Origin of the sequence: Streptomyces sp. NPDC051664 (genome assembly GCF_044453545.1) — a bacterium.
Classification (GTDB): domain Bacteria; phylum Actinomycetota; class Actinomycetes; order Streptomycetales; family Streptomycetaceae; genus Streptomyces.
Map to the genome: position 1 here is coordinate 196,610 of NZ_JBITCU010000003.1, position 20,376 is coordinate 216,985.

A 20,376-nucleotide genomic window follows, 5' to 3' on the forward strand; every position below is an offset into this window, starting at 1 on the left:
CGTCCGCCGTTTCCGTTCCCGTTTCCGGTGTCGCGTCCGCCGTTTCCGTTCCCGTTTCCGGTGTCGCGTCCGCCGTTTCCGTTCCCGTTTCCGGTGTCGCGTCCGCCGTTTCCGTTCCCGTTTCCGGTGTCGCGCCCGCCGTTCCCGTTCCCGTTCCCGGTGTCGCGCCCGCCGTTCCCGGTGTCGGATTGCCCGGTGGAGTTGCCGAGCCCGAAGGGGTTCGCGTTCCCGAGGAGGTTCTCGCCCCTGGCGGCCAGGTCGTCCAGGGAGGGCACCGAGCCGGTGCCCGGGTCGTCACCGGAGGCGTCGTCCTGCGCGGTGTCCTTACCGTCGTCCTGTCCGGTGACCTTTCCCACGCCGGTCTTCTCCGGCTCCTTGACCGCGTCGGCGAGCGCCTCCTCATCGGTGGCCGGTGCCAGTGTGAGTACCCCTGCCTCCAGGGAGTTCGCATGACCGGTGGCCCTCGCTTCGCCGGCGGAGGCCGTGGTTCCGACCGGGTCCCCCGGAGCCGTGGCGGCCGGAGATATCTCCGGTGAACCGAGCTCCCCTGCGTACGCTGACGGCGCGGCGGTGAAGAGGCCGATCGCAGCAGCGGTGAGAGCTGCGGCGGCGGTGCCGGTCACGAGGCGGGCAGGACGGGGCATGGGGGGTTCCTCCGAGCGAAGGCGCTGGCTGGTGTCTCCTGACTCCGAGCTAACGGGCGGCCCGCCACCCACGCCTGCTGACGTCGAGTCAGCTTTCACTCGATCGGCCCGGCCCTGCCTCCTTGCCGGGCGGTATATCTGCAGGTCAAATCCCCGTTTGAGGAGGGTTCGGCCCGACCTGCGACACGCCGTGCCGATTGGGTGACGACCTTCGGGGTATGAGTGGTGTACGTCACATGCATGACCGTGCCGACCCCGGGCACACGCACATCACCCCCCACGGGACGGCTCCTTCGGCCGCCCGGCCGCCGTCCCCATCGGACCCACTCCCCCCTGGGCCCGATGGGGACGGCCTCCTTTGGGGGTGAAGCCGAGCGGCCCGGCGACCGCGGTGCAGTCGGCCGGGCGTCGAGGGCCCCGGAGCCGCCGCGCGGGTGCTCTCAGACGGTGTCCCAGGGGGCGCTCTCGTACACCAGCCCCACCTGCTTCATCAGTTCCTCGTCGACGGTGAACTCCGCGTCGTCGATCCGCCGGATCGGTGCGATGCCCTGTGAGTTGGTGAGGAACGCCGACCGGAAGGAGCCGACCCCGTCCAGCGTCACCGGTCGCCGTACGGACGCCAGTCCGGCTCCCGGAAGCCCCTGTTCCAGCAGGGCCATGGTGACGCCGCGGAGCGACGGTGCGGCGGGCCAGACGATCGAAGTGCCGTCCCAGAAGGCGATGTTGGTGATCGCGCCCTCGGTCACCGTCCCGTCCGGCGCGGTCAGCAGTGCCTCGTCGAAGCCGGAGCGTGCGGCGAGCCGCCCGTAATACGTCTGGCCGAACTCGCCGGGGCGCTTGATGTGCGGCACGGTGCGGACGTACGGAACGGACATCAGGCTGTGCGGTTCGGGGGACTTCTGCGCCGGTCCGCGCACCGTGACCATGACCGTCGCCTCCGTGTCGCCGGGCGGCAGGAAGGCGTACACCCGGGTCGAGGCGTCCCGTACCCCCGCGCCGTCGAGTGCGTGCCGGATCAGCTCGCGGATCCGTTCGCCGTCCAGGCCGTGGTCGAACAGTTCCTGGTTCGCGGCGTCCAGCCGGGCCAGGTGGAAGGCGAGGCCACGCACCTCTCCGTCCCTGACCTGCATGGCCGTGAAGTGGCCGTAGTCGGAGAAGGCGGGGATCAGGAGATCCGCCTCCGTCGCTGCGTGTCCGTTGAACTCGGTGTACGGGGGTGCGGCGGTCGTCATGTGTTCCACCGTATGCCGAAGGGGCGGACGACGCGGCTTGACCTCAACCTTGGTTGATGTACGAGTCTCGCTGCATGGACCTCATGACACCTGCCCCGGTCGCATCCGCCACCACCGCGCCCCTGAAGGTCGCGGTCATCCTGGCCAGCAACCGCGAGGGCCGCTTCGCCCCCGTGATCGCCGACTGGTTCCTCTCCCGTACCGCGGACCACCCGGACGTCGAGACCGACCTCATCGACGTCGCCGACCTCGATCTCCCGTACGCCCTCTCCTGCCGTCCCGGCCCCGACGTGCAGGCGCAACTGGCGGAGATCTCGCCCAGGTTGGCCGCTGCCGACGCCTTCGTCGTCGTCACCCCCGAGTACAACCACTCGTTCCCCGCCCCGCTGAAGAACCTCATCGACTGGCATCACGCCGAATGGCAGGCCAAGCCCGTCGCCTTCGTCTCGTACGGGGGAGTGTCCGGCGGTCTTCGGGCTGTCGAGCACCTCCGTCAGGTCTTCGCCGAACTGCACGCCGTCTCCATCCGCGACACGGTGTCGTTCCACAACGCGGGCGCCCTGTTCGATGACGACCGCAGGCACAGGGATCCGGCGGCCGTGGACGCGGCGGCGAAGACACTGCTCGATCAGCTCGTCTGGTGGGGGCAGGCGCTGCGCGAAGCCAAGGCGGTGCGCCCGTACGGTAATTGACGGTTGTCCAAGCGGGTGCAGGTCCCGGAGCGGGCAGCCTCTCCGGGACCTGCTCCAGGTCAGCCGACCGACACCGCCGACCAGGCGGCGGCCACCGCGTTCTGCTCCGCGCTGCCGGCGCCGTACAGGTCCTTCGCCGCGTCGAGCGTCGCGGTGCGGGCGCCCGCGTACTTGGTGGAGGACGTCATGTAGACGGTCAGCGCCCGGTACCAGATCTTGCCGAGCTTGTCCTTGCCGATGCCGCTCAGCGTCGCCCCGTTGCACGTGGTGCCGTTGTGCTGGACGCCGCCGATGACCTTCGGGCCGCTGCCCTCGGCCAGCAGATACGCGAAGTGGTTGGCGACACCGGACGAGTAGTGCACATCCAGATTGCCGACCGAGGAGCTCCAGCAGTCCGCCGAGTTGCCGTCCTTGGAGGGCTGGTCCATGAACCGCAACGCGGCCTTCCCGAAGCCGGGCTTCACGATCTTCTCGCCGATGAGGTAGTCGCCCGGGTCCTGCGCGTTGTTCGCGTGGAACTCCACCAGGGTGCCGAAGATGTCGGAGGTGGCCTCGTTGAGACCGCCCGACTCACCGGAGTAGGTGAGGGCCGCCGTCTTGGACGTCACGCCGTGCGACATCTCGTGCCCGGCCACGTCCAGCGCGACCAGCGGTCCGAAGGTCGAGCCGTCGCCGTCGCCGTACGTCATGCAGAAGCAGGTGTCGTCCCAGAAGGCGTTGTTGTAGCCATTGCCGTAGTGCACCCGGTTGTACGAGCCCTTGCCGTCCCCGGCGATGCCGTTCCGGCCGTGCACGTTCTTGTAGTAGTCCCAGGTGGTGTCCGTGCCGTACTGGGCGTCGACCGCCGCCGATGCACGGTCGGAGGTGGTGCCGTTGCCCCAGTGGTTGTCGGCGTCGGTGAACAGCACCGCGGGCGCCCGGCTCCAGCAGATGGTGAGGATGCAGCCGTCGGTCTTGTTCTGCGCGTCGCCGGAGTAGGTGTTGCCGCGCGTCGCATCCTTGAGCTGGTACGTCGATCCCGACTGCGTCGTCTCCAGCGGGACCGTACCGCTGTACAGCGACCGGCCGTCGCCGGACGCCGTCTCCAGGCTGTCCCAGGCGTCGATCTGCCGGCCCGTGCGCGCGTCGGTGAGCACGACGCGGGCGACCGGGTTGCCCAGTGAGTCCTTGCCTGCCGCCTCGGTGCGCCAGGCCAGCTTGGGTGCGCCGTGCAGGGCGTCCACGACGAGCTGCGGCTGTGCGGCGACCTTGCGGAGCTTCACGCCGTGGTGGGCCGAGCGCAGTGCGGCCGCGCCCAGGTCGGCGGCGCCCGACGCGGAGAGGGCCGGGGTCACGGTCGGCACGGCGAGATCGCCGCGGACGGCCCGGTCGGCGCTCCGGTACGCGCCGTCGGGTGCGAGGTGGACGACGAAGTCGCCGCCGAGGACGGGCAGATGGCGGTAGGTGCGGTCGTAGCGCACATGCTGGCTGCCGTCCTTGTCGACGACCACATCGCGCACCGCGGTGTCCTGGGCGCCGGTGAGGCCCAGTGCGGTGGCGTGCCCGGTGAGCGCGGCCTCGGCGTGACGGACGGCGGCGGCGGGGCTCGGGGCCGGGTGACCGGCTGCGGCGGCGCCCGTGGTCGCGGTGAGGGCGGAGGCCAGCAGGGTGGCGCCGACAGCGGCTATGCCGAGCGGGGTGAGGCGCGATGCATGCCGAATCGATCTCATCGGACTCCTCGGAGTGCGGGGGGAAAGGGCGATCTGAGCGGTGGTTCTGAGCTCGCCTCAGATTTAAGGGTTCATGACATGTCATGTCCATACCGCAACGGTGATGAAGGAGGACACGGCACCGAACCGCCCCGACAATCGACGAGAAGGACACGCCACAGGCACAAGATCCGAAGAGCAGAGCCGAAGAGCTGAGGAGACCGACGGTGACGACGCCGGCATGGCTGACCGTTCTGACCACCACGGACAGCGAGGAGAAGGCCCACGCCCTCGCCCAGGGCGCGGTGGAGGCGCGGCTCGCGGCATGCGCGCAGATCTCCGCGCCCGTCACCTCCGTCTACCGGTGGCGGAACGCCATCGAGACCACGGAGGAGTGGCAGGTGCTGTTCAAGACGGTGGCCGGGCGCTACGACGAACTGGAGGAACACCTCCGGGCGGCGCACGACTACGAGACCCCGGAGATCATCGCGACGCCGGTGGTGCGGGGAAGCGACCGCTACCTCGCCTGGGTGACTGCGGAGACGGCCCCGGTCACGGCCCTCTGACCATGCCGCGGACCGACCCCGAACTGCCTTTCTTCGTCTACGGCACGCTGCTCCCCGGCGAACCCAACCACGACCTGTTCCTCCGGGACCGGGCGATCGCGGAACAGCCGGCCCTGCTGCCGGGCGCCCTGCTGTACGAAGGCCCCGGCTACCCGTACGCGATCGAGGGCCACGGCACCGTGCGCGGCACGCTCGTCACGGCCGCGCCCGCCACGTACGCGGAGCTGCTCGTCCTCCTCGACCGGCTGGAGGAGTACGTCGGACCGGGGCACCCGCGCAATCTCTACGAGCGGGCCGCCCGCGAAGTCCGCCTCCCGGGCGCGGTCCCGCCCGCCACCGGAACCGCCCGCGCCTGGGTCTACCTCGCCGCCGCCCCCGTCACCCACACCCTCCGTACCGGCGGCGTCCCCATCCCCGGAGGCGATTGGCTCACCCGGAGGCCGCCTCCACCCGCACCGCACACACCTTGAACTCCGGCATCCGCGACACCGGGTCCAGGGCCGGGTTCGTCAGCGTGTTGGCCCGGCCCTCACCCGCCCAGTGGAACGGCATGAAGACGGTGTCCTGCCGGATCGCCCCGGTGATCCGGGCGGGCGCCACCGCCCGCCCACGCCGCGAGGTGACCACCACCGGATCGCCCTCCGCCACCCCGATCCGCTCGGCGAGCCGCGGATGCAGTTCCACGAACGGGCCGGGGGCCGCGGCGTTCAGCTCGTCGACCCGGCGGGTCTGCGCACCCGACTGGTACTGGGCGACCACCCGACCGGTCGTCAGCACCACCGGATACTCCCGGTCGGTCTCCTCGGCGGCCGGACGGTGCGTCACGGGTACGAACCGCGCCCGCCCGTCGTCCGTGGCGAACCGGTCCAGGAACAGCCGCGGCGTACCGGCATGCCGCTCGTCGGGGCACGGCCAGAAAACCCCGTTCTCCGCCGCGATCCGCCCGTACGTGATCCCCGCATAGTCGGCGGGACCGCCCGCAGAGGCGCGCCGGAGCTCGTCGAAGACCTCCTCGGGGTCGGTGGGGAACCCCTTGCCGTGCCCGAGGAGCGCGGCCAGCCCGTGCAGCACCTCCAGATCGCTGCGGACACCGTCCGGCGCGGTGACCGCCCGCTGCCGCAGCAGCACCCTGCCCTCCAGACTGGTCGTCGTCCCGGTCTCCTCCGCCCACTGCGTCACCGGCAGCACCACATCGGCCAGAGCCGCCGTCTCCGACAGCACCACGTCCGCGACCGCGAGGAAGTCCAGCGACCGCAGCCGCTCCTCCACATGAGCGGCGTGCGGCGCGGACACCACCGGGTTGGACCCCATCACCAACAGCGACCGCACGTCCGTACCCAGCGCGTCGAGCAGCTCGTACGCACTGCGCCCCGGCCCCGGCAGCGAGTCCGGTTCGACCCCCCACACCTGCGCCACATGGCGGCGCGCCGCCGGGTCGGTGAGCTTGCGGTAGCCGGGCAACTGGTCGGCCTTCTGCCCGTGTTCGCGCCCGCCCTGACCGTTGCCCTGCCCGGTCAGGCAGCCGTACCCGGACAGCGGTCTGCCCGCCCGGCCGGTGGCCAGGCAGAGGTTGATCCAGGCGCCGACCGTGTCCGTGCCCTTGGACTGCTGCTCGGGTCCGCGCGCGGTCAGCACCATTGCCTCCTGCGCATCGCAGAACATCTCGACGGCCTCCCGCAGCTGTGGCACCGGCACCCCCGTCAGCCGCTCCACCAGTTCCGGCCAGTGCGCCATGACTCCGGCCCTGGCCTCGTCCCAGCCGGTCGTACGGTCGCGTACGAACTCCTCGTCCACCCGGCCGGCCGCCACCACCAGATGAAGCATTCCGAGCGCGAGCGCGAGATCCGTGCCGGGCCGGGGCGCCAGATGCAGATCGGCCTGCTCGGCGGTGCGGGTCCGGCGAGGATCGATGACGATCAACCGGCCGCCGTTCTCCCGCAGTTCGGTCAGGAAGCGCAGCGCGGGCGGCATCGTCTCGGCGAGGTTCGACCCGACGAGGATCACGCACCCGGTGCGTGCGATGTCCTCCAGAGGGAACGGCAGCCCGCGGTCGAGGCCGAAGGCCCGCTGGTGCGCGGCGGCCGCCGACGACATGCAGAACCGCCCGTTGTAGTCGATCTGCGAGGTCGACAGGACGACCCGGGCGAACTTCCCGAGGGCGTACGCCTTCTCGTTGGTGAGCCCGCCGCCGCCGAACACCCCCACGGCATGGGGCCCGTGCACGGCGCGGGTGCGCAGGAGCCCGTCGGCGATCGCGGCCAGCGCCTCGTCCCAGCCGGCCGGCTCCAGCTCGCCACTGACCGCGTCGCGCACGAGCGGTCCGGTCAGCCGTACCCGTGAGGAGAGCACGGCCGGCGCGGTCCGGCCCTTGCCGCACAGGGCGCCGCGGTTGACGGGGAAATCGGTACGCTCCACGACCTCGACCACCGGGCCGCCGGTGACCGGTCGCAGATTCATCCCGCACTGCAGCGAGCAGTACGGGCAGTGGGTCGCGGTGGGGGCAGTCTCGGTGCGGGCCATGGGCTCCACCCTGCGAGCCAGGTGTTACGCGGACACCCGCGACCGGTTACGCCGCCGGAACGCGGATCTCAGCCCACCTCCGCCGGGCCCGTGAGGTCGGCCTCCACCGGGCCGGTGAGGCCGGTCGGCGTCCTCACCGCCCGCCGGTCGCCAGGGCCTCCCCGACCCCGGGCTCCTCGGGCCCCAGGAAGTGCGGATCCGGCTTGAACATCGCGTCCAGTGCCGCCTTCCCCGCCGCGAACACCTCCCGCGTCCCCCCGTAGTACCAGGTCGCGTCGTGCTTGGCATCGACCCCGACCCCGTACGCGTCGATGCCCGCGGCCCGGCACAGCGCGATCGCCCGCCGGATGTGGAACCCCTGGCTCACCAGCACGGCCCGGTCGACCCCGAAGATCTTCTTGGCCCGCACGCAGGAGTCCCACGTGTCGAACCCGGCGAAGTCGCTGACGATCCGTTTGTCCGGCACCCCGTGCGCCACGAGATACGCCCGCATGGCATCCGGCTCGTCGTACTCCTCCCGGCTGTTGTCACCGGTCACCAGCACGACCTTCACCTTGCCGTCCCGGTACAGCTCGGCGGCCGTGTTCAGCCGGTTCGCGAGATACGGCGACGGCTTCCCGTCCCACAGCCCGGCCCCGAACACCACGGCGACCTGCTGCGCGGGCGCGTCCGCGGACGTCCGGACACGGGCGTCGGCGACGGAGTACATCCAGGTCGCGGGAGCCAGGCCCAGCACACAGGCTGCCATCACTCCCTGCACGGCCCACCGCTGCCCACGCCGCGTGCGCGGCCGGCGCGGCCGCAGCCGTCCGAGCCACCCCAGCCACTGCGGCCGCTTCCCTCGCATCGGAGTCCCCCGGTCGGTGTCGTTGCGTCAACTGATCGGACGAGTATCAGGTCAAAAGGGTTCTCCACGCCGCGACATTCTTCATCCGGGCCGGCCCCGGCAGCAGCCCGACGCGCCTCGCCACCGCGCCGGTGACATGCGCCGGCAACGCGTGCCGTACGCACACCGGGCACGGACCCCGCCCAATATCATCGGCCGATGTTGCTTCCCCGGCTGATCGCCTCCGACCTCGACGGCACTCTTCTGCGCCGCGACGGCACCCTCTCTTCCCGCACCCTCCGCGCCCTGCGCTCGGCCGAGAGCGCCGGTGCGGAGGTCGTCCTCGTCACCGCCAGGCCGCCCAGGTTCGTCGACCGGCTCGCCGAGGCGACGGGGCTGACGGGGACGGCGGTGTGCAGCAACGGCGCGCTGGTCTACGACATCGGGACGCGTACGGTCGTCTCCTCCCGCGTCCTGCCCGTCACCGTCGCCCAGCGCGTGGCCACCGCACTCGCCGCCGTCCTGCCGGAGGTGGGTTTCGCCCTGGAGACCGGTAACCAGGTCCTGTACGAACCGGCTTACCGGCTGCGCCTGTCCGAGGACATCGACGCCGAACTGCCCGTAGCGTCCCTGGCGGACCTGTGGCTGACCGACGTACCCGTCACCAAACTCCTCGCCTGGTCCGACCGGCTCGACGCGGACACCCTGCTGGCCGCAGCCCGGCAAGGGGTGGGCCCGGCGGGCAGCGAAGTCCAGTTCACCCACTCCGGCGGGCGCGGGCTCCTGGAGATCAGCGCGTTCGGGGTCACCAAGGCGGGCACTCTCGCGGAGCTCTGTGCCGTCCGCGGTGTCGACGCCACGGAGGTCATCGCCTTCGGCGACATGCCCAACGACCTGACCGTCCTCGACTGGGCGGGCACCGGATACGCCATGGGCAACGCCCACCCGGCCGTGCTCGCCGCCGTACGGTCCCACACGATGTCCAACGAGGAGGACGGGGTGGCCCACGTCCTGGAGCGCCTCTTCGCTCCGCCGACCGCGCGGTGAGCCCGTGGCAAAGACCCGTCACCCCTGCGCAACGACCTGGCAACCTGCGCCCGCCACCATCGGTCCATGACGGAGTCGGCATCGGCACAGCCCCGTGAGTCCCTGCCTCTCGACAGCACAGCGCAACTGTTGACCCGCATCACCGCCCAGCTCGGCGCCCAGCTCAGCCATGTCTCCCTGAACGGAACGCGCAGACCCATGCACCACCGCACCGGCGGCTCCGCACCGGGCGCCGCCACCACCACCCGCGCCCCCGCCCTCGTCGCGGTGGCGCACGGCAGCCGCGACCCGCAGGCGCTGCGCACGGTCATGAAGCTGCTGGACCGGGTGCGGGAACTGCGCCCGGGGCTGGACGTCCGGCTCGGCCACATCGAGCTGAACGAGCCGCTCCTGCCGGCGGCCCTGTCCGGCCTGGGGTCCGGTGACGCCGTTCTCGTACCGCTGCTGCTCGGCCGCGGCCACCACGTCAAGCGGGACATACCTGCGGCAGCCGCTGCCGCACCGGCCCTGCGGGCCACGATCGCCGCGCCGCTCGGGCCGCATCGCCTGCTCGTCGAGGCGCTGTACGGGCGGCTCGTCGAAGCGGGCTGGCCGGCCGAGGAGGCCGACAGCCGCGGCTCCGCCGTGGTCCTCGCCGCCGCCGGTTCGCGCGACCCCGATTCGGCCGCCGACACCCGCCGCACCGCACGGATGCTCAGCGAACGGCTCGGCGGGGTGCCCGTCGTCCCCGCGTACGCCTCCGCCACCGCGCCCACCGTCCCCGTCGCGGTGCGCGCCCTCGCCGCCCGCGGCCGGCACCGGGTCGCCGTCGCCTCGTACTTCACCGCACCCGGCCGCTTCGCGGCGGCCGCCGCAGCTGCTGCCCCCGGCGCCGCCGCGGCCCCGCTCGGCGCGCATCCCGCGATGGCGCGGCTGCTCCTCCACCGGTACGACCAGGCGCTGACCGGCGCACTCCCGGCACATGAAGTCGCGACGAACGACCATCTCCTGGCGTCCGCCTGAGCCTTCTTGTCGGTCCGGCCGTTTACTGTCGGGACCATGGACGGTACGCGGGGCACACAGGAACACGGCACCACGCCCTACGGCGCGGCCGACACCGAGCGCTGGGACACCGAGCCCGACAAACGCCCGGGCCGCACGGCCTTCCAGCGGGACCGCGCCCGCGTGCTGCACTCCGCCGCGCTGCGCAGACTCGCCGGGAAGACCCAGGTCGTCACGCCCGGCACCCGCAGCGTTGCCTGGGACGCAAGCCCCCGGACCAGACTCACACACTCCCTGGAATGCGCCCAGGTCGGCCGGGAGCTCGGTGCCGCGCTCGGCTGCGACCCCGATCTGGTCGAGACGGCCTGTCTGGCGCACGACATGGGCCACCCGCCGTTCGGGCACAACGGCGAGCAGGCGCTCAACGACTTCGCCTCCGACTGCGGTGGCTTCGAGGGCAACGCCCAGTCGCTGCGGCTGCTGACCCGGCTGGAGCCGAAGCGGTTCGTGCGCGACGTGCGGACCGGCGAACTGGTCAGCGTCGGGCTCAATCTGACCCGGGCGGCGCTGGACGCCGCCACCAAGTACCCGTGGCCGCGCGGCGGCCACCCCACCGACCCCGGCTCCCGGAAATTCGGGGTGTACGAGGACGACCTGCCGGTCTTCGAGTGGGCACGCAAAGGCGCCCCGTCGTACCGGAAGTGCTTCGAGGCTCAGGTGATGGACTGGTCCGACGACGTCGCGTATTCGGTGCACGACTTCGAGGACGGTCTGCACGCCGGCCACATCGACCCCGACTGCCTCTTCGCGGAGCCGGAGCGCCGCGAGATCTGGGACGTGGCGATCGGACGGTACGTCCCGCCCGACACCGACCCGCAGGAGCTGGCCGACGCCCTCGACCGGCTCATCGGACAGGAGTGGTGGCCGCACGGCTACGACGGATCCGCCGTCGCCCAGGCCCGGCTGAAGGACGCGACGAGCCAGCTGATCGGCCGGTTCTGCCTCGCCGCCGAGACCGCTACCCGCCAGGCATACGGAGCCGGCCGCCTCCGCAGGTACGCGGCCGAGCTCGTCGTCCCGCGCGAGGCACGCAACGAATGCGCCGTCCTGAAGGCGGTGGCCGACCGCTATGTGATGCAGCGCGCCGAACAGGAAGCGATCCGTGCCGACCAGCGGATCGTCATCGCGGAACTGGCCGCGGCGCTGACCGCGCGCGCCCCGGACGGCCTGGAACCACAGTTCCGCGCGCTGTACGAGCACGCCTGCGACGACCGGTCCCGCAAGCGCGTCCTGGTCGACCAGATCGCGGCCCTCACGGACGCCTCGGCCCGCTCACTGCACACCTCGCTCACCTCCCAGGGGCGGTGAGGGACCGGCGGCTGCCCCGGGTACTCCCCGGCCCTGAGCGCCCCGCCCCCGGGTGCCCTGCCTGGACGCGAACCGGCCGTCCGTGCTCCGGGCCGGCTGTGCGTGGGTGAAAGGCGCCCCGCCGGGCGGCCGCCCCCACACCCGAATATTCGCCTGGCCGGTCGGCGGCCCCGGGCAAGTCCTGCGACCGTGGGGCGCGGCGATGACGGTCGGCAACGGTGCAGGTGATGTGCTGGGAGCACATGCCACGCCGGGCGGCCGCGCGGCTCCGCCAGGGGCCCGCTCCGCGCGGCGTCGGCCCCGGCCTGCGGCCACCGGGCGTGACCTGATCGGGGTACACCCTCTTTCGCCATCACGCTGCGTGCGGGACGCTCGCAGGTGGCGGCGGAGCGCAGCAAGCACCGAGGAGGCACCAAAGTGGTCGACGCACATCGGACGTTCGTCATCGTCGGGGGAGGACTGGCAGGAGCGAAGGCAGCCGAGACACTCCGTTCGGAGGGTTTCAGCGGCCGGGTGATCCTGGTCGGCGATGAGCGTGACCATCCGTACGAACGGCCTCCCCTCTCCAAGGGCTATCTGGCCGGCAAGGAGGCCCGGGAAAGCGTCTTCGTCCATGAGACGGCCTGGTACGCGGGCGCCGATGTGGAGCTCCACCTCGGCCAGCCCGTCACCGCCATCGACCGTGGCGGCCGCTCCGTGGAGCTCGGCGACGGCACCGTCATCCACTACGACAAGCTGCTGCTCGCCACCGGGGCCGAACCACGCCGCCTCGACATCCCCGGTACGGACCTGGCCGGCGTCCACCATCTGCGCCGCCTCGCCCACGCGGACCGGCTGAAGAACGTGCTGTCCGCACTCGGCCGCGACAACGGCCATCTGGTGATCGCCGGGGCCGGCTGGATCGGCCTGGAGGTCGCGGCGGCGGCCCGGGGATACGGTGCCGAGGTCACCGTCGTCGAGCCGGAGGCGACCCCGCTGCTCCGGGTCATCGGCCCCGAGCTCGGCCAGATCTTCACCGAACTCCACAGCGACCACGGCGTCCGCTTCCACTTCGGCACCAGGCTCACCGAGATCATCGGTCAGGACGGCATGGTCCTCGCCGCCCGCACCGACGACGGCGAGGAACACCCCGCCCACGACGTCCTCGCCGCGATCGGCGCCGCCCCGCGCGCCGCCCTCGCCGAAGCCGCCGGTCTCGCGATCGCCGCCCGCGGCGACGGCGGCGGCATCGCGGTCGACGCCTCTTTGCGCACCTCCGACCCGGACATCTACGCCGCCGGGGACGTGGCCAACATGCCGCACCCGCTGTTCGGCACCCGGCTGCGCGTGGAGCACTGGGCGAACGCGCTGAACAGCGGCCCGGCCGCGGCCCGCGCCATGCTCGGCCGGGACGTCGGCTACGACCGCGTGCCGTACTTCTTCTCCGACCAGTACGACCTGGGGCTCGAATACTCGGGCTGGGCGCCGCCGGGCTCGTACGACCAGGTCGTCATCCGCGGCGACGCGGGCAAGCGGGAGTTCATCGCGTTCTGGCTGAAGGACCGCAGGGTGCTGGCCGGGATGAACGTCAATGTGTGGGATGTCACCGAGACCGTGCAGGAGCTGATCCGGACCGGCCGGCCGATCGACCCGGACACGCTCGCGGACCCGTCGGTGCCGCTGGAGTCGCTGATCTGAGCCGTATCGGGACGGCGTTCTGCGCCGTCTTCCCCGCCGTCTTCTTCGTCGCGTGCTCAGTCGCCGGACGGTCGTGACCAGGGTCCCGTCCGGCGTCCGCGACGACGACCGTGCACTCCTGCTGTCCGCCCTCACCCGTAGACTTCACCCGTGGCAGGCAGGATCAATGACGACGATGTGAAGGCGGTCCGGGACGCGGTCCCGATCGACGCCGTCGTTTCGGAGTACCTCCAGCTGCGGAACGCGGGCGGGGGCAACCTCAAGGGGCTCTGCCCTTTCCACGACGAGAAGTCGCCCTCCTTCCAGGTCAGCCCGAGCAAGGGACTCTTCCACTGCTTCGGCTGCCAGGAGGGCGGCGACACCATCGCGTTCGTGATGAAGATCGACCACCTCTCCTTCTCCGAGACGGTCGAGCGCCTCGCCGCCAAGGCGGGCATCACGCTGCGCTACGAGGAGGGCGGCTACAACCCCTCCCACCAGCGCGGCGAGCGCATCCGGCTGGTCGAGGCGCACAAGGCCGCCGCCCAGTTCTATGTCGAGCAGCTGGACAGTCCCGAGGCGGAGATCGGCCGGAAGTTCCTCGCCGAGCGCGGCTTCGACCAGGCGGCGGCCGCCCACTTCGGCGTCGGCTACAGCCCGGCCGGCTGGGACCATCTCACCCGCTACCTCCGGGGCAAGGGGTTCAGCGACCGGGAGCTGATCACCTCGGGCCTCTCCCAGGACGGCCGCCGCGGTCCCATCGACCGCTTCCGCGGCCGGCTGATGTGGCCGATCAGCGACACGTCCGGCGAGGTCGTCGGCTTCGGTGCCCGCAAGCTCCGCGACGACGACAACGGGCCGAAGTACCTCAACACCCCCGAGACCGCGATCTACAAGAAGTCGCAGGTGCTGTACGGCATCGACCTCGCGAAGAAGGACATCGCGAAGGCCAGCCGGGCCGTCGTCGTCGAGGGGTACACCGACGTCATGGCCTGCCACCTCGCCGGCATCACCACCGCCATCGCCACCTGCGGTACGGCCTTCGGCGGCGACCACATCAAGATCCTCCGCCGGCTCCTGATGGACAACGGCAGCGCCCGGGTGATCTTCACGTTCGACGGTGACGCGGCCGGCCAGAAGGCCGCCCTGCGGGCCTTCGAGGACGACCAGAAGTTCGCCGCGGAGACGTACATCGCGATCGCCCCGGACAACATGGACCCGTGCGATCTGCGGCTCGTCAAGGGCGACGAGGCCGTCCGCGACCTGGTCGAACCACGCACGCCGCTCTTCGAGTTCGCGCTCCGCCAGATCGTCGGGCGGTACGACCTGGAGACCCCCGCGGGCCGCGGCGCCGCCCTCGACGAGGCCGCCCCCGTCGTCGCCCGGATCAAGAACAGCTCCTCGCAGCACGAGGTCGCTGTCCAGCTGGCCGGGATGCTCGGCATCCTCGACACCCAGTTCGTCGTCAAGCGCGTCGCCCAGCTGGCCCGGTGGGCCCGCGACCGCGGCGACCGGGGGCCCGCCCCTGCACCCACCCGCGGCGGCCCCCAGCACCAGCAGGACCGGTCCCCCGCCGGCCCGTCGGGCCCGGCGCTCCATCTCCGCAGCCCCGCCCACCGCACCGAGCGCGAGCTGCTCAAGCTCGCCCTGCAGCGGCCCGCCCTGGTCTCCCCGGCCTTCGACGCCTACGGAGGCGACGAGTTCACCGCCCCGCCGTACGCGGCGGTGCGGCAGTGCATCGCGGAGGCGGGTGGCGCCGAGCGGGGCCTCGCCGACACCCGCGAGTATCTGGTCGGCGTCCTCGGTGCCGCTCCCAACGACACGGTGCGCAAACTGGTCACCGAGCTCGCCGTGGAGGTCTTCCACGGCAAGTCCATCGACGAGGCGTACGCCGGCGAGCATCTGGTCAAGGTCCGGCTGCGCGCCGTCGACCGCCGGATCAACGACGTCCAGGGCAGCCTCAGCCGTCTCGGCAGCAATGTCGCTCCCGACCATCTGGCGGCCGCGCAGAACGAGGTCTGGGTCCTCCAGCAGTACGCCCAGTCCTTGCGCAACAACGGCGCCGACGCGCTCTGACGCCTTCCGGCCCGCCCAGGTTCTGCCCGGCGGATCATGGCCGGGGCCGGCCTCCTCGCGCGTAACCGGCCGGTTACGGACCGGACTCAGAAAGTCCGCGCACGCCCCTCGTGGCGGCGATGTGTCTTCCCCCACACTGGGGGGCGGTGCCTGAGTCATCGGAGCGCGGTCGGCCCACTGCACGGTGGACCTCCCATCCCCGCGATCCGGCAGCGATCACCTGGAGGTCGCCCCCGTGCAGACCCGGACCTTGACCACAACCGAGCGTGTCTCGGCCGTCCCCGCACAGAACCGGGCCATGCATCATCCGGAGGCAGCGGTGGACCCACTGAGACCCGAACCGCCCGAACCGTCGGAACCGCCCGAGGCGGTGGTCGCAGCCGACGCCGTCCTGGAGGAGCAGGCGGAGGTGCCCGAACTCCCGGAGCCGCGCGGCCGCCCCGACACCGGCGGCCCGTCCTCCGACCTCTTCCGTCAGTACCTGCGGGAGATCGGACGCATCCCGCTGCTCACCGCCGCCGACGAGGTCGAGCTCGCCCGCCGCGTCGAGGCCGGCCTCTTCGCCGAGGAGCGGCTCGCGAGCACCCCGGACCCGGACTCCCGACTCGCCGTCGATCTCGACCGGTTGGTGGTCATGGGGCGGATGGCGAAGCGTCGCCTGATCGAGGCGAACCTGCGCCTCGTCGTCTCCGTCGCCAAGCGCTACGTAGGCCGCGGACTGACCATGCTCGATCTGGTCCAGGAGGGGAACCTCGGACTGATCAGGGCCGTCGAGAAATTCGACTACGCCCGGGGCTACAAGTTCTCGACGTACGCGACCTGGTGGATCCGACAGGCCATGTCCCGGGCCCTCGCCGACCAGGCGCGGACGATAAGGGTCCCGGTCCATGTCGTCGAGCTGATCAACCGCGTCGTGCGGGTCCAGCGCCGGATGCTCCAGGAACGCGGCTACGAGCCGACGCCCGAAGAGGTCGCCGCCCAGCTCGACCTGACGCCGGAACGGGTCGGTGAAGTGCTGCGGCTCGCCCAGGAACCCGTCTCGCTGCACGCACCGGTCGGCGAGGAGGACGACGTCGCGCTCGGCGACCTGATCGAGGACGGAGACGCGGCGTCCCCCGTGGAGTCCGCCGCGTTCCTCCTGCTGCGCGAGCACCTCGAAGCGGTGCTCTCCACCCTGGGCGAGCGGGAACGGAAGGTGGTCCAGCTGCGCTACGGGCTGGACGACGGCCGGCCCCGCACACTCGAAGAGATAGGCCGGATCTTCGGCGTGACGCGCGAACGCATCCGCCAGATCGAATCCAAGACCCTCAACAAGCTGCGGGACCACGCCTTCGCCGACCAGCTCCGCGGCTACCTGGACTGAGGTCGTACCGAGGAGATCAGTCGACCTCGGCGACCGCCTGCGCGAACTGCGCCGCATACAGCCGGGCGTACGCCCCCTGCGCATCCAACAGCTCGTCGTGCGTGCCCTGTTCGACGATCGACCCGTTCTCCATCACCAGGATGACGTCCGCATCCCGGATGGTGGAGAGCCGGTGCGCGATCACAAAGCTCGTACGGCCGTGCGCGAGGCGGGCCATCGCCTTCTGGATCAGCACCTCGGTACGGGTGTCGACGGAGCTCGTCGCCTCGTCGAGCACCAGGATCACCGGGTCCGACAGGAACGCCCGCGCGATGGTGATCAGCTGCTTCTCGCCCGCGCTGACCCCGGTGCCCTCGTCGTCGATCACCGTGTCGTAACCGTCCGGCAGGGTACGGATGAAGCGGTCGGCGTGGGCAGCCCTCGCCGCCTCCTCGATCTCCTCCCGGGTGACCTTGCGCGAAGCGCCGTACGCGATGTTGTCCGCGATCGACCCGCCGAACAGCCAGGTGTCCTGCAGGACCATGCCGATCCCCGACCGCAGCTCGTCGCGCGACATCTTCGCCACGTCCACGCCGTCGAGTGCGATCCGGCCGCCCGTCACCTCGTAGAACCGCATCAGCAGGTTGACCAGCGTCGTCTTGCCGGCGCCGGTCGGGCCGACGATCGCGACCGTGTGGCCCGGCTCGACGTTCAGCGACAGATTCTCGATGAGCGGCTTGTCCGGCTCGTAACGGAACGACACCTTCTCCAGCGAGACACTGCCGAGCAGATCCGCCGGGCGCTCACCCGTCACGGGGTCGGGGCCCTGCTCCTCGGCGTCCAGCAGCTCGAAGATCCGCTCGGCCGAGGCGACACCCGACTGCACCAGGTTCGCCATCGAGGCGACCTGCGTCAGCGGCATCGAGAACTGCCGCGAGTACTGGATGAACGCCTGGACGTCACCGATCGACAGCGCACCCGACGCGACCCGCAGCCCACCGACGACGGCTATCAGTACATAGTTCAGGTTCGACACGAACATCATCAGCGGCTGCATGACCCCGCTGTTGAACTGCGCCCGGAAGCTCGCCTCGTACAGTGCGTCGTTCTGCTCGGCGAAGTCCTTCGCGGACTCCTCCTGCCGCCCGAAGACCTTCACCAGGGTGTGCCCGGTGTACATCTCCTCGATATGGGCGTTGAGCTTGCCCGTCACCTTCCACTGCTGCACGAACTGCGGCTGCGACCGCTTGCCGACCTTCGTCGCCACGACCACCGACAGCGGCACCGTCACCAGCGCGACCAGGGCCAGCAGCGGCGAGATCCAGAACATCATGACCAGCACGCCGACGATGGTGAGCAGGGAGTTGATGAGCTGGCCCATCGTCTGCTGCATCGTCTGAGAGATGTTGTCGATGTCGTTCGTCGCCCGGCTGAGCACCTCGCCGCGCTTGGCCCGGTCGAAGTACGACAGCGGCAGCCGCGACAGCTTCGTCTGGATGTCCTCGCGCAGCTGGAACACGACGCGGTTGATGATCCGGATCGACAGCCGGGTGGCCACCAGCATCAGCAGGCCGGCACCGACATAGACCGCCAGCGCCGTCAGCAGTACGTTGCCCACCGCATCGAAGTCGATGCCGTGGCCCGGGGTGAAGTCGACCCCGGAGAGCAGGTCGGCCAAGCCGCTGTTGGTCCTGCGCAGGCCCTCGACGGCCTGCTCCTTCGTCGTGCCCTCGGGCATCCGCCGGCCGATGACCCCGGCGAACACCAGGTCGGTCGCCCTGCCGAGGATCTTCGGTCCCACCACCGAGAGGCCGACGCTCAGCACACAGGCCGCCAGCATCCCGTACAGCGAGGCCTTCTCCGTCGCGAAGCGTTTCAGCAGCCGCTTCGACGACCCCTTGAAGTCCATGGACCGGTCGGTCGGCGCCCCGCCCGCCATCATGCGTCCGCCAGGCCCGGCCATTACGCGGCCTCCGCTTCCGTCAGCTGGGAGAGCACGATCTCCCGGTAGGTTTGATTGCCGTCCATCAGCTCGTGATGGGTACCGGACCCGACGACCCGGCCCTCGTCGAGCACCAGGATCCGGTCCGCGTCACGGATGGTGGACACCCGCTGCGCCACTATCACCACGGTCGCCTCGGCCGTCTCCTGCGACAGCGCCCGGCGGAGTGCGGCATCCGTCGCATAGTCGAGCGCGGAGAACGAGTCGTCGAAGAGATAGATCTCCGGCCGCTGCACCAGCGTCCTCGCGATCGCGAGTCGCTGCCGCTGCCCGCCGGAGACATTGGTGCCGCCCTGCGCGATAGGCGCGTGCAGCCCGTGCTCCAGCCCCTCGACGAACTCCTTGGCCTGCGCGACCTCCAGCGCGTGCCACAGCTCCTCGTCGGTCGCGTCCGGGTTTCCGTACCGCAGATTCGTCGCGACCGTCCCGGAGAACAGATACGGCTTCTGCGGAACCAGACTCACCGTCTTCGCCAGCAGCGCCGGCTCCAGCGTCCGTACGTCCGTGCCGTCGACCAGCACCTGACCGTCCGTCACATCGAACAGCCGTGGTACGAGACCGAGCAGTGTCGACTTCCCGCTGCCCGTCGACCCGATGATCGCGGTCGTCTCGCCGGGGCGTGCCACCAGATCCACCGACCGCAACACCGGCTCCTCGGCGCCCGGGTACCGGAAGTCCGCAGTCCGCACCTCCAGATGACCGTGGGCGCGCAGCTCGCGCACCGGTTCGACCGGCGGCACCACGCTCGAATCGGTCTCCAGTACTTCCTGGATGCGCTCGGCACACACCTCGGCGCGCGGCACCATCATGAACATGAAGGTGGCCATCATCACGGACATGACGATCTGCATCAGGTAGGAGAGGAACGCGGTCAGCGCGCCGATCTCCATCCCGCCGCTGTCGATCCGGTGCGCACCGAACCAGACCACGGCGATCGACGACACGTTCACGACCGTCATCACGGTCGGGAACATCAGCGCCATCAGACGCCCGGTGGAGAGCGCCACGTCGGTCAACTCGGTGTTGGCGCCGCGGAATCGCTTCTCCTCGTACCCGTCGCGGACGAAGGCGCGGATGACCCGGTTGCCGGTGATCTGCTCGCGCAGCACCCGGTTCACCGTGTCGAGCCGCTCCTGCATCGTGCGGAACAGCGGCCGCATCCGCCGCACGATGAGACTCACCGCGATGCCGAGCACCGGCACCACCGCGAGCAGCACCGCCGACAGCGGAACGTCCTGGCCGAGCGCCATGATGATGCCGCCGACACACATGATCGGCGCCGAGACCATCATGGTGAACGTCATCAGGACCAGCATCTGGACCTGCTGGACGTCATTGGTCGTACGGGTGATCAGCGTGGGTGCCCCGAAGCGCCCGACCTCACGTGCCGAGAACGACTGAACCCGGTCGAAGACCGACGCCCGGACATCCCGGCCCAGTGCGGCCGCAGTGCGCGCACCGTAGAAGACGGCCCCCGTGTTGCAGACGACCTGGGCGATGGAGACGGCGATCATGATGCCGCCGTACTCCAGGATGTAGCCGGTGTCCCCCTCGACGACACCGTTGTCAATGATGTCGGCGTTGAGGGAGGGGAGATAGAGGGTGGCGCAGGTCTGCAGCAGCTGGAGAGCCACCAACAGCATGATCGGTTTCTTGTACGGGCCGAGATAGGCCCGCAGGAGTTTTATGAGCACGCGTGTCTCTCGGAGTCGGCAGGAGGTCGGGAGTCGACTCAT

General features: G+C 70.8%; 16 protein-coding genes. 9 read left to right on the top strand and 7 right to left on the bottom strand.

What is annotated here, in order from left to right:
* Both ACIA8E_RS06985 and ACIA8E_RS06990 read right to left on the bottom strand, forming a co-directional pair.
* The coding region (locus tag ACIA8E_RS06985) for a hypothetical protein (protein WP_399295343.1) at nt 1–644 on the bottom strand (644 nt) is incomplete at its 3' end.
* A gap of 440 nt (nt 645–1,084) precedes the next feature.
* A complete protein-coding gene (locus ACIA8E_RS06990) occupies nt 1,085–1,876 on the bottom strand; it encodes an aminotransferase class IV family protein (protein WP_399295345.1) in 792 nt (263 codons plus the stop codon).
* 74 nt (nt 1,877–1,950) lie between these two features.
* Here ACIA8E_RS06990 and ACIA8E_RS06995 point away from each other — a divergent pair, with 74 nt between their 5' ends.
* On the top strand, nt 1,951–2,568 hold the full coding sequence (locus tag ACIA8E_RS06995) for an NADPH-dependent FMN reductase (protein WP_399295346.1): 618 nt from the start codon (nt 1,951–1,953) through the stop codon (nt 2,566–2,568).
* Nucleotides 2,569–2,627: 59 nt separating this feature from the next.
* Here the strand turns inward: ACIA8E_RS06995 and ACIA8E_RS07000 are convergent, their stop codons facing one another.
* On the bottom strand, nt 2,628–4,277 hold the full coding sequence (locus ACIA8E_RS07000) for a M4 family metallopeptidase (protein ID WP_399295348.1): 1,650 nt from the start codon (nt 4,275–4,277) through the stop codon (nt 2,628–2,630).
* A gap of 206 nt (nt 4,278–4,483) precedes the next feature.
* Here ACIA8E_RS07000 and cutA point away from each other — a divergent pair, with 206 nt between their 5' ends.
* Together cutA and ACIA8E_RS07010 are read left to right on the top strand one after the other, a co-directional pair.
* Nucleotides 4,484–4,822, top strand: a complete 339-nt coding sequence (gene cutA / locus ACIA8E_RS07005) for a divalent-cation tolerance protein CutA (RefSeq protein WP_030970255.1) — start codon at nt 4,484–4,486, stop codon at nt 4,820–4,822.
* A gap of 2 nt (nt 4,823–4,824) precedes the next feature.
* Nucleotides 4,825–5,292, top strand: a complete 468-nt coding sequence (locus ACIA8E_RS07010; protein WP_399295350.1) for a gamma-glutamylcyclotransferase family protein — start codon at nt 4,825–4,827, stop codon at nt 5,290–5,292.
* On the opposite strand, the gene ACIA8E_RS07015 is transcribed toward ACIA8E_RS07010, so the two are convergent.
* Both ACIA8E_RS07015 and ACIA8E_RS07020 read right to left on the bottom strand, forming a co-directional pair.
* Entirely contained in the window at nt 5,252–7,342 is a 2,091-nt protein-coding gene (locus ACIA8E_RS07015) for a molybdopterin oxidoreductase family protein (protein ID WP_399295352.1), read from the bottom strand. The two genes, ACIA8E_RS07010 and ACIA8E_RS07015, sit on opposite strands and share 41 nt — an antisense overlap.
* Before the next feature lie 133 nt (nt 7,343–7,475).
* Nucleotides 7,476–8,189, bottom strand: coding sequence for a vancomycin high temperature exclusion protein (locus ACIA8E_RS07020; RefSeq protein WP_399295354.1), 714 nt, complete (start codon nt 8,187–8,189; stop codon nt 7,476–7,478).
* Between the two features lie 213 nt (nt 8,190–8,402).
* Here ACIA8E_RS07020 and ACIA8E_RS07025 point away from each other — a divergent pair, with 213 nt between their 5' ends.
* The 6 genes from ACIA8E_RS07025 (at nt 8,403) to ACIA8E_RS07050 (ending at nt 16,659) form a co-directional block, all read left to right on the top strand.
* Nucleotides 8,403–9,215: a Cof-type HAD-IIB family hydrolase gene (locus tag ACIA8E_RS07025; RefSeq protein ID WP_399296023.1), complete on the top strand. Its 813-nt coding sequence runs from the start codon at nt 8,403–8,405 to the stop codon at nt 9,213–9,215.
* Nucleotides 9,216–9,281: 66 nt separating this feature from the next.
* The gene (locus ACIA8E_RS07030) at nt 9,282–10,217 is read left to right on the top strand and encodes a sirohydrochlorin chelatase (RefSeq protein WP_399295356.1); all 936 of its coding nucleotides are present in this window, start codon (nt 9,282–9,284) and stop codon (nt 10,215–10,217) included.
* A 36-nt stretch (nt 10,218–10,253) separates the two neighbouring features.
* Complete coding sequence (locus ACIA8E_RS07035; protein WP_399295358.1) at nt 10,254–11,564, top strand: deoxyguanosinetriphosphate triphosphohydrolase; 1,311 nt, start codon at nt 10,254–10,256, stop codon at nt 11,562–11,564.
* 417 nt (nt 11,565–11,981) lie between these two features.
* Nucleotides 11,982–13,241: an NAD(P)/FAD-dependent oxidoreductase gene (locus ACIA8E_RS07040; RefSeq protein WP_399295360.1), complete on the top strand. Its 1,260-nt coding sequence runs from the start codon at nt 11,982–11,984 to the stop codon at nt 13,239–13,241.
* A 150-nt stretch (nt 13,242–13,391) separates the two neighbouring features.
* Entirely contained in the window at nt 13,392–15,296 is a 1,905-nt protein-coding gene (gene dnaG / locus ACIA8E_RS07045) for a DNA primase (RefSeq protein ID WP_399295362.1), read from the top strand.
* A gap of 220 nt (nt 15,297–15,516) precedes the next feature.
* Nucleotides 15,517–16,659 carry an RNA polymerase sigma factor gene (locus tag ACIA8E_RS07050; protein ID WP_399296025.1) on the top strand — a complete coding sequence of 381 codons (1,143 nt, stop codon included), beginning with the start codon at nt 15,517–15,519 and terminating at the stop codon, nt 16,657–16,659.
* Between the two features lie 16 nt (nt 16,660–16,675).
* Here the strand turns inward: ACIA8E_RS07050 and ACIA8E_RS07055 are convergent, their stop codons facing one another.
* Both ACIA8E_RS07055 and ACIA8E_RS07060 read right to left on the bottom strand, forming a co-directional pair.
* Entirely contained in the window at nt 16,676–18,601 is a 1,926-nt protein-coding gene (locus ACIA8E_RS07055; RefSeq protein WP_399295364.1) for an ABC transporter ATP-binding protein, read from the bottom strand.
* Nucleotides 18,601–20,334, bottom strand: coding sequence for an ABC transporter ATP-binding protein (locus ACIA8E_RS07060; protein ID WP_399295366.1), 1,734 nt, complete (start codon nt 20,332–20,334; stop codon nt 18,601–18,603). Before ACIA8E_RS07060 ends, ACIA8E_RS07055 begins: the two co-directional genes overlap by 1 nt.
* Nucleotides 20,335–20,376 lie beyond the last annotated feature (42 nt).

Coding starts and splice junctions, on each gene's coding strand:
- ACIA8E_RS07020 (WP_399295354.1), bottom strand. CDS start 8,189: ATGCGAGGGAAGCGGCCGCAGTGGCTGGGGTGGCTCGGACGGCTGCGG.
- ACIA8E_RS07035 (WP_399295358.1), top strand. CDS start 10,254: ATGGACGGTACGCGGGGCACACAGGAACACGGCACCACGCCCTACGGC.
- ACIA8E_RS06990 (WP_399295345.1), bottom strand. CDS start 1,876: ATGACGACCGCCGCACCCCCGTACACCGAGTTCAACGGACACGCAGCG.
- ACIA8E_RS07030 (WP_399295356.1), top strand. CDS start 9,282: ATGACGGAGTCGGCATCGGCACAGCCCCGTGAGTCCCTGCCTCTCGAC.
- ACIA8E_RS07010 (WP_399295350.1), top strand. CDS start 4,825: ATGCCGCGGACCGACCCCGAACTGCCTTTCTTCGTCTACGGCACGCTG.
- ACIA8E_RS07055 (WP_399295364.1), bottom strand. CDS start 18,601: ATGGCCGGGCCTGGCGGACGCATGATGGCGGGCGGGGCGCCGACCGAC.
- ACIA8E_RS06995 (WP_399295346.1), top strand. CDS start 1,951: ATGGACCTCATGACACCTGCCCCGGTCGCATCCGCCACCACCGCGCCC.
- ACIA8E_RS07000 (WP_399295348.1), bottom strand. CDS start 4,277: ATGAGATCGATTCGGCATGCATCGCGCCTCACCCCGCTCGGCATAGCC.
- ACIA8E_RS07015 (WP_399295352.1), bottom strand. CDS start 7,342: ATGGCCCGCACCGAGACTGCCCCCACCGCGACCCACTGCCCGTACTGC.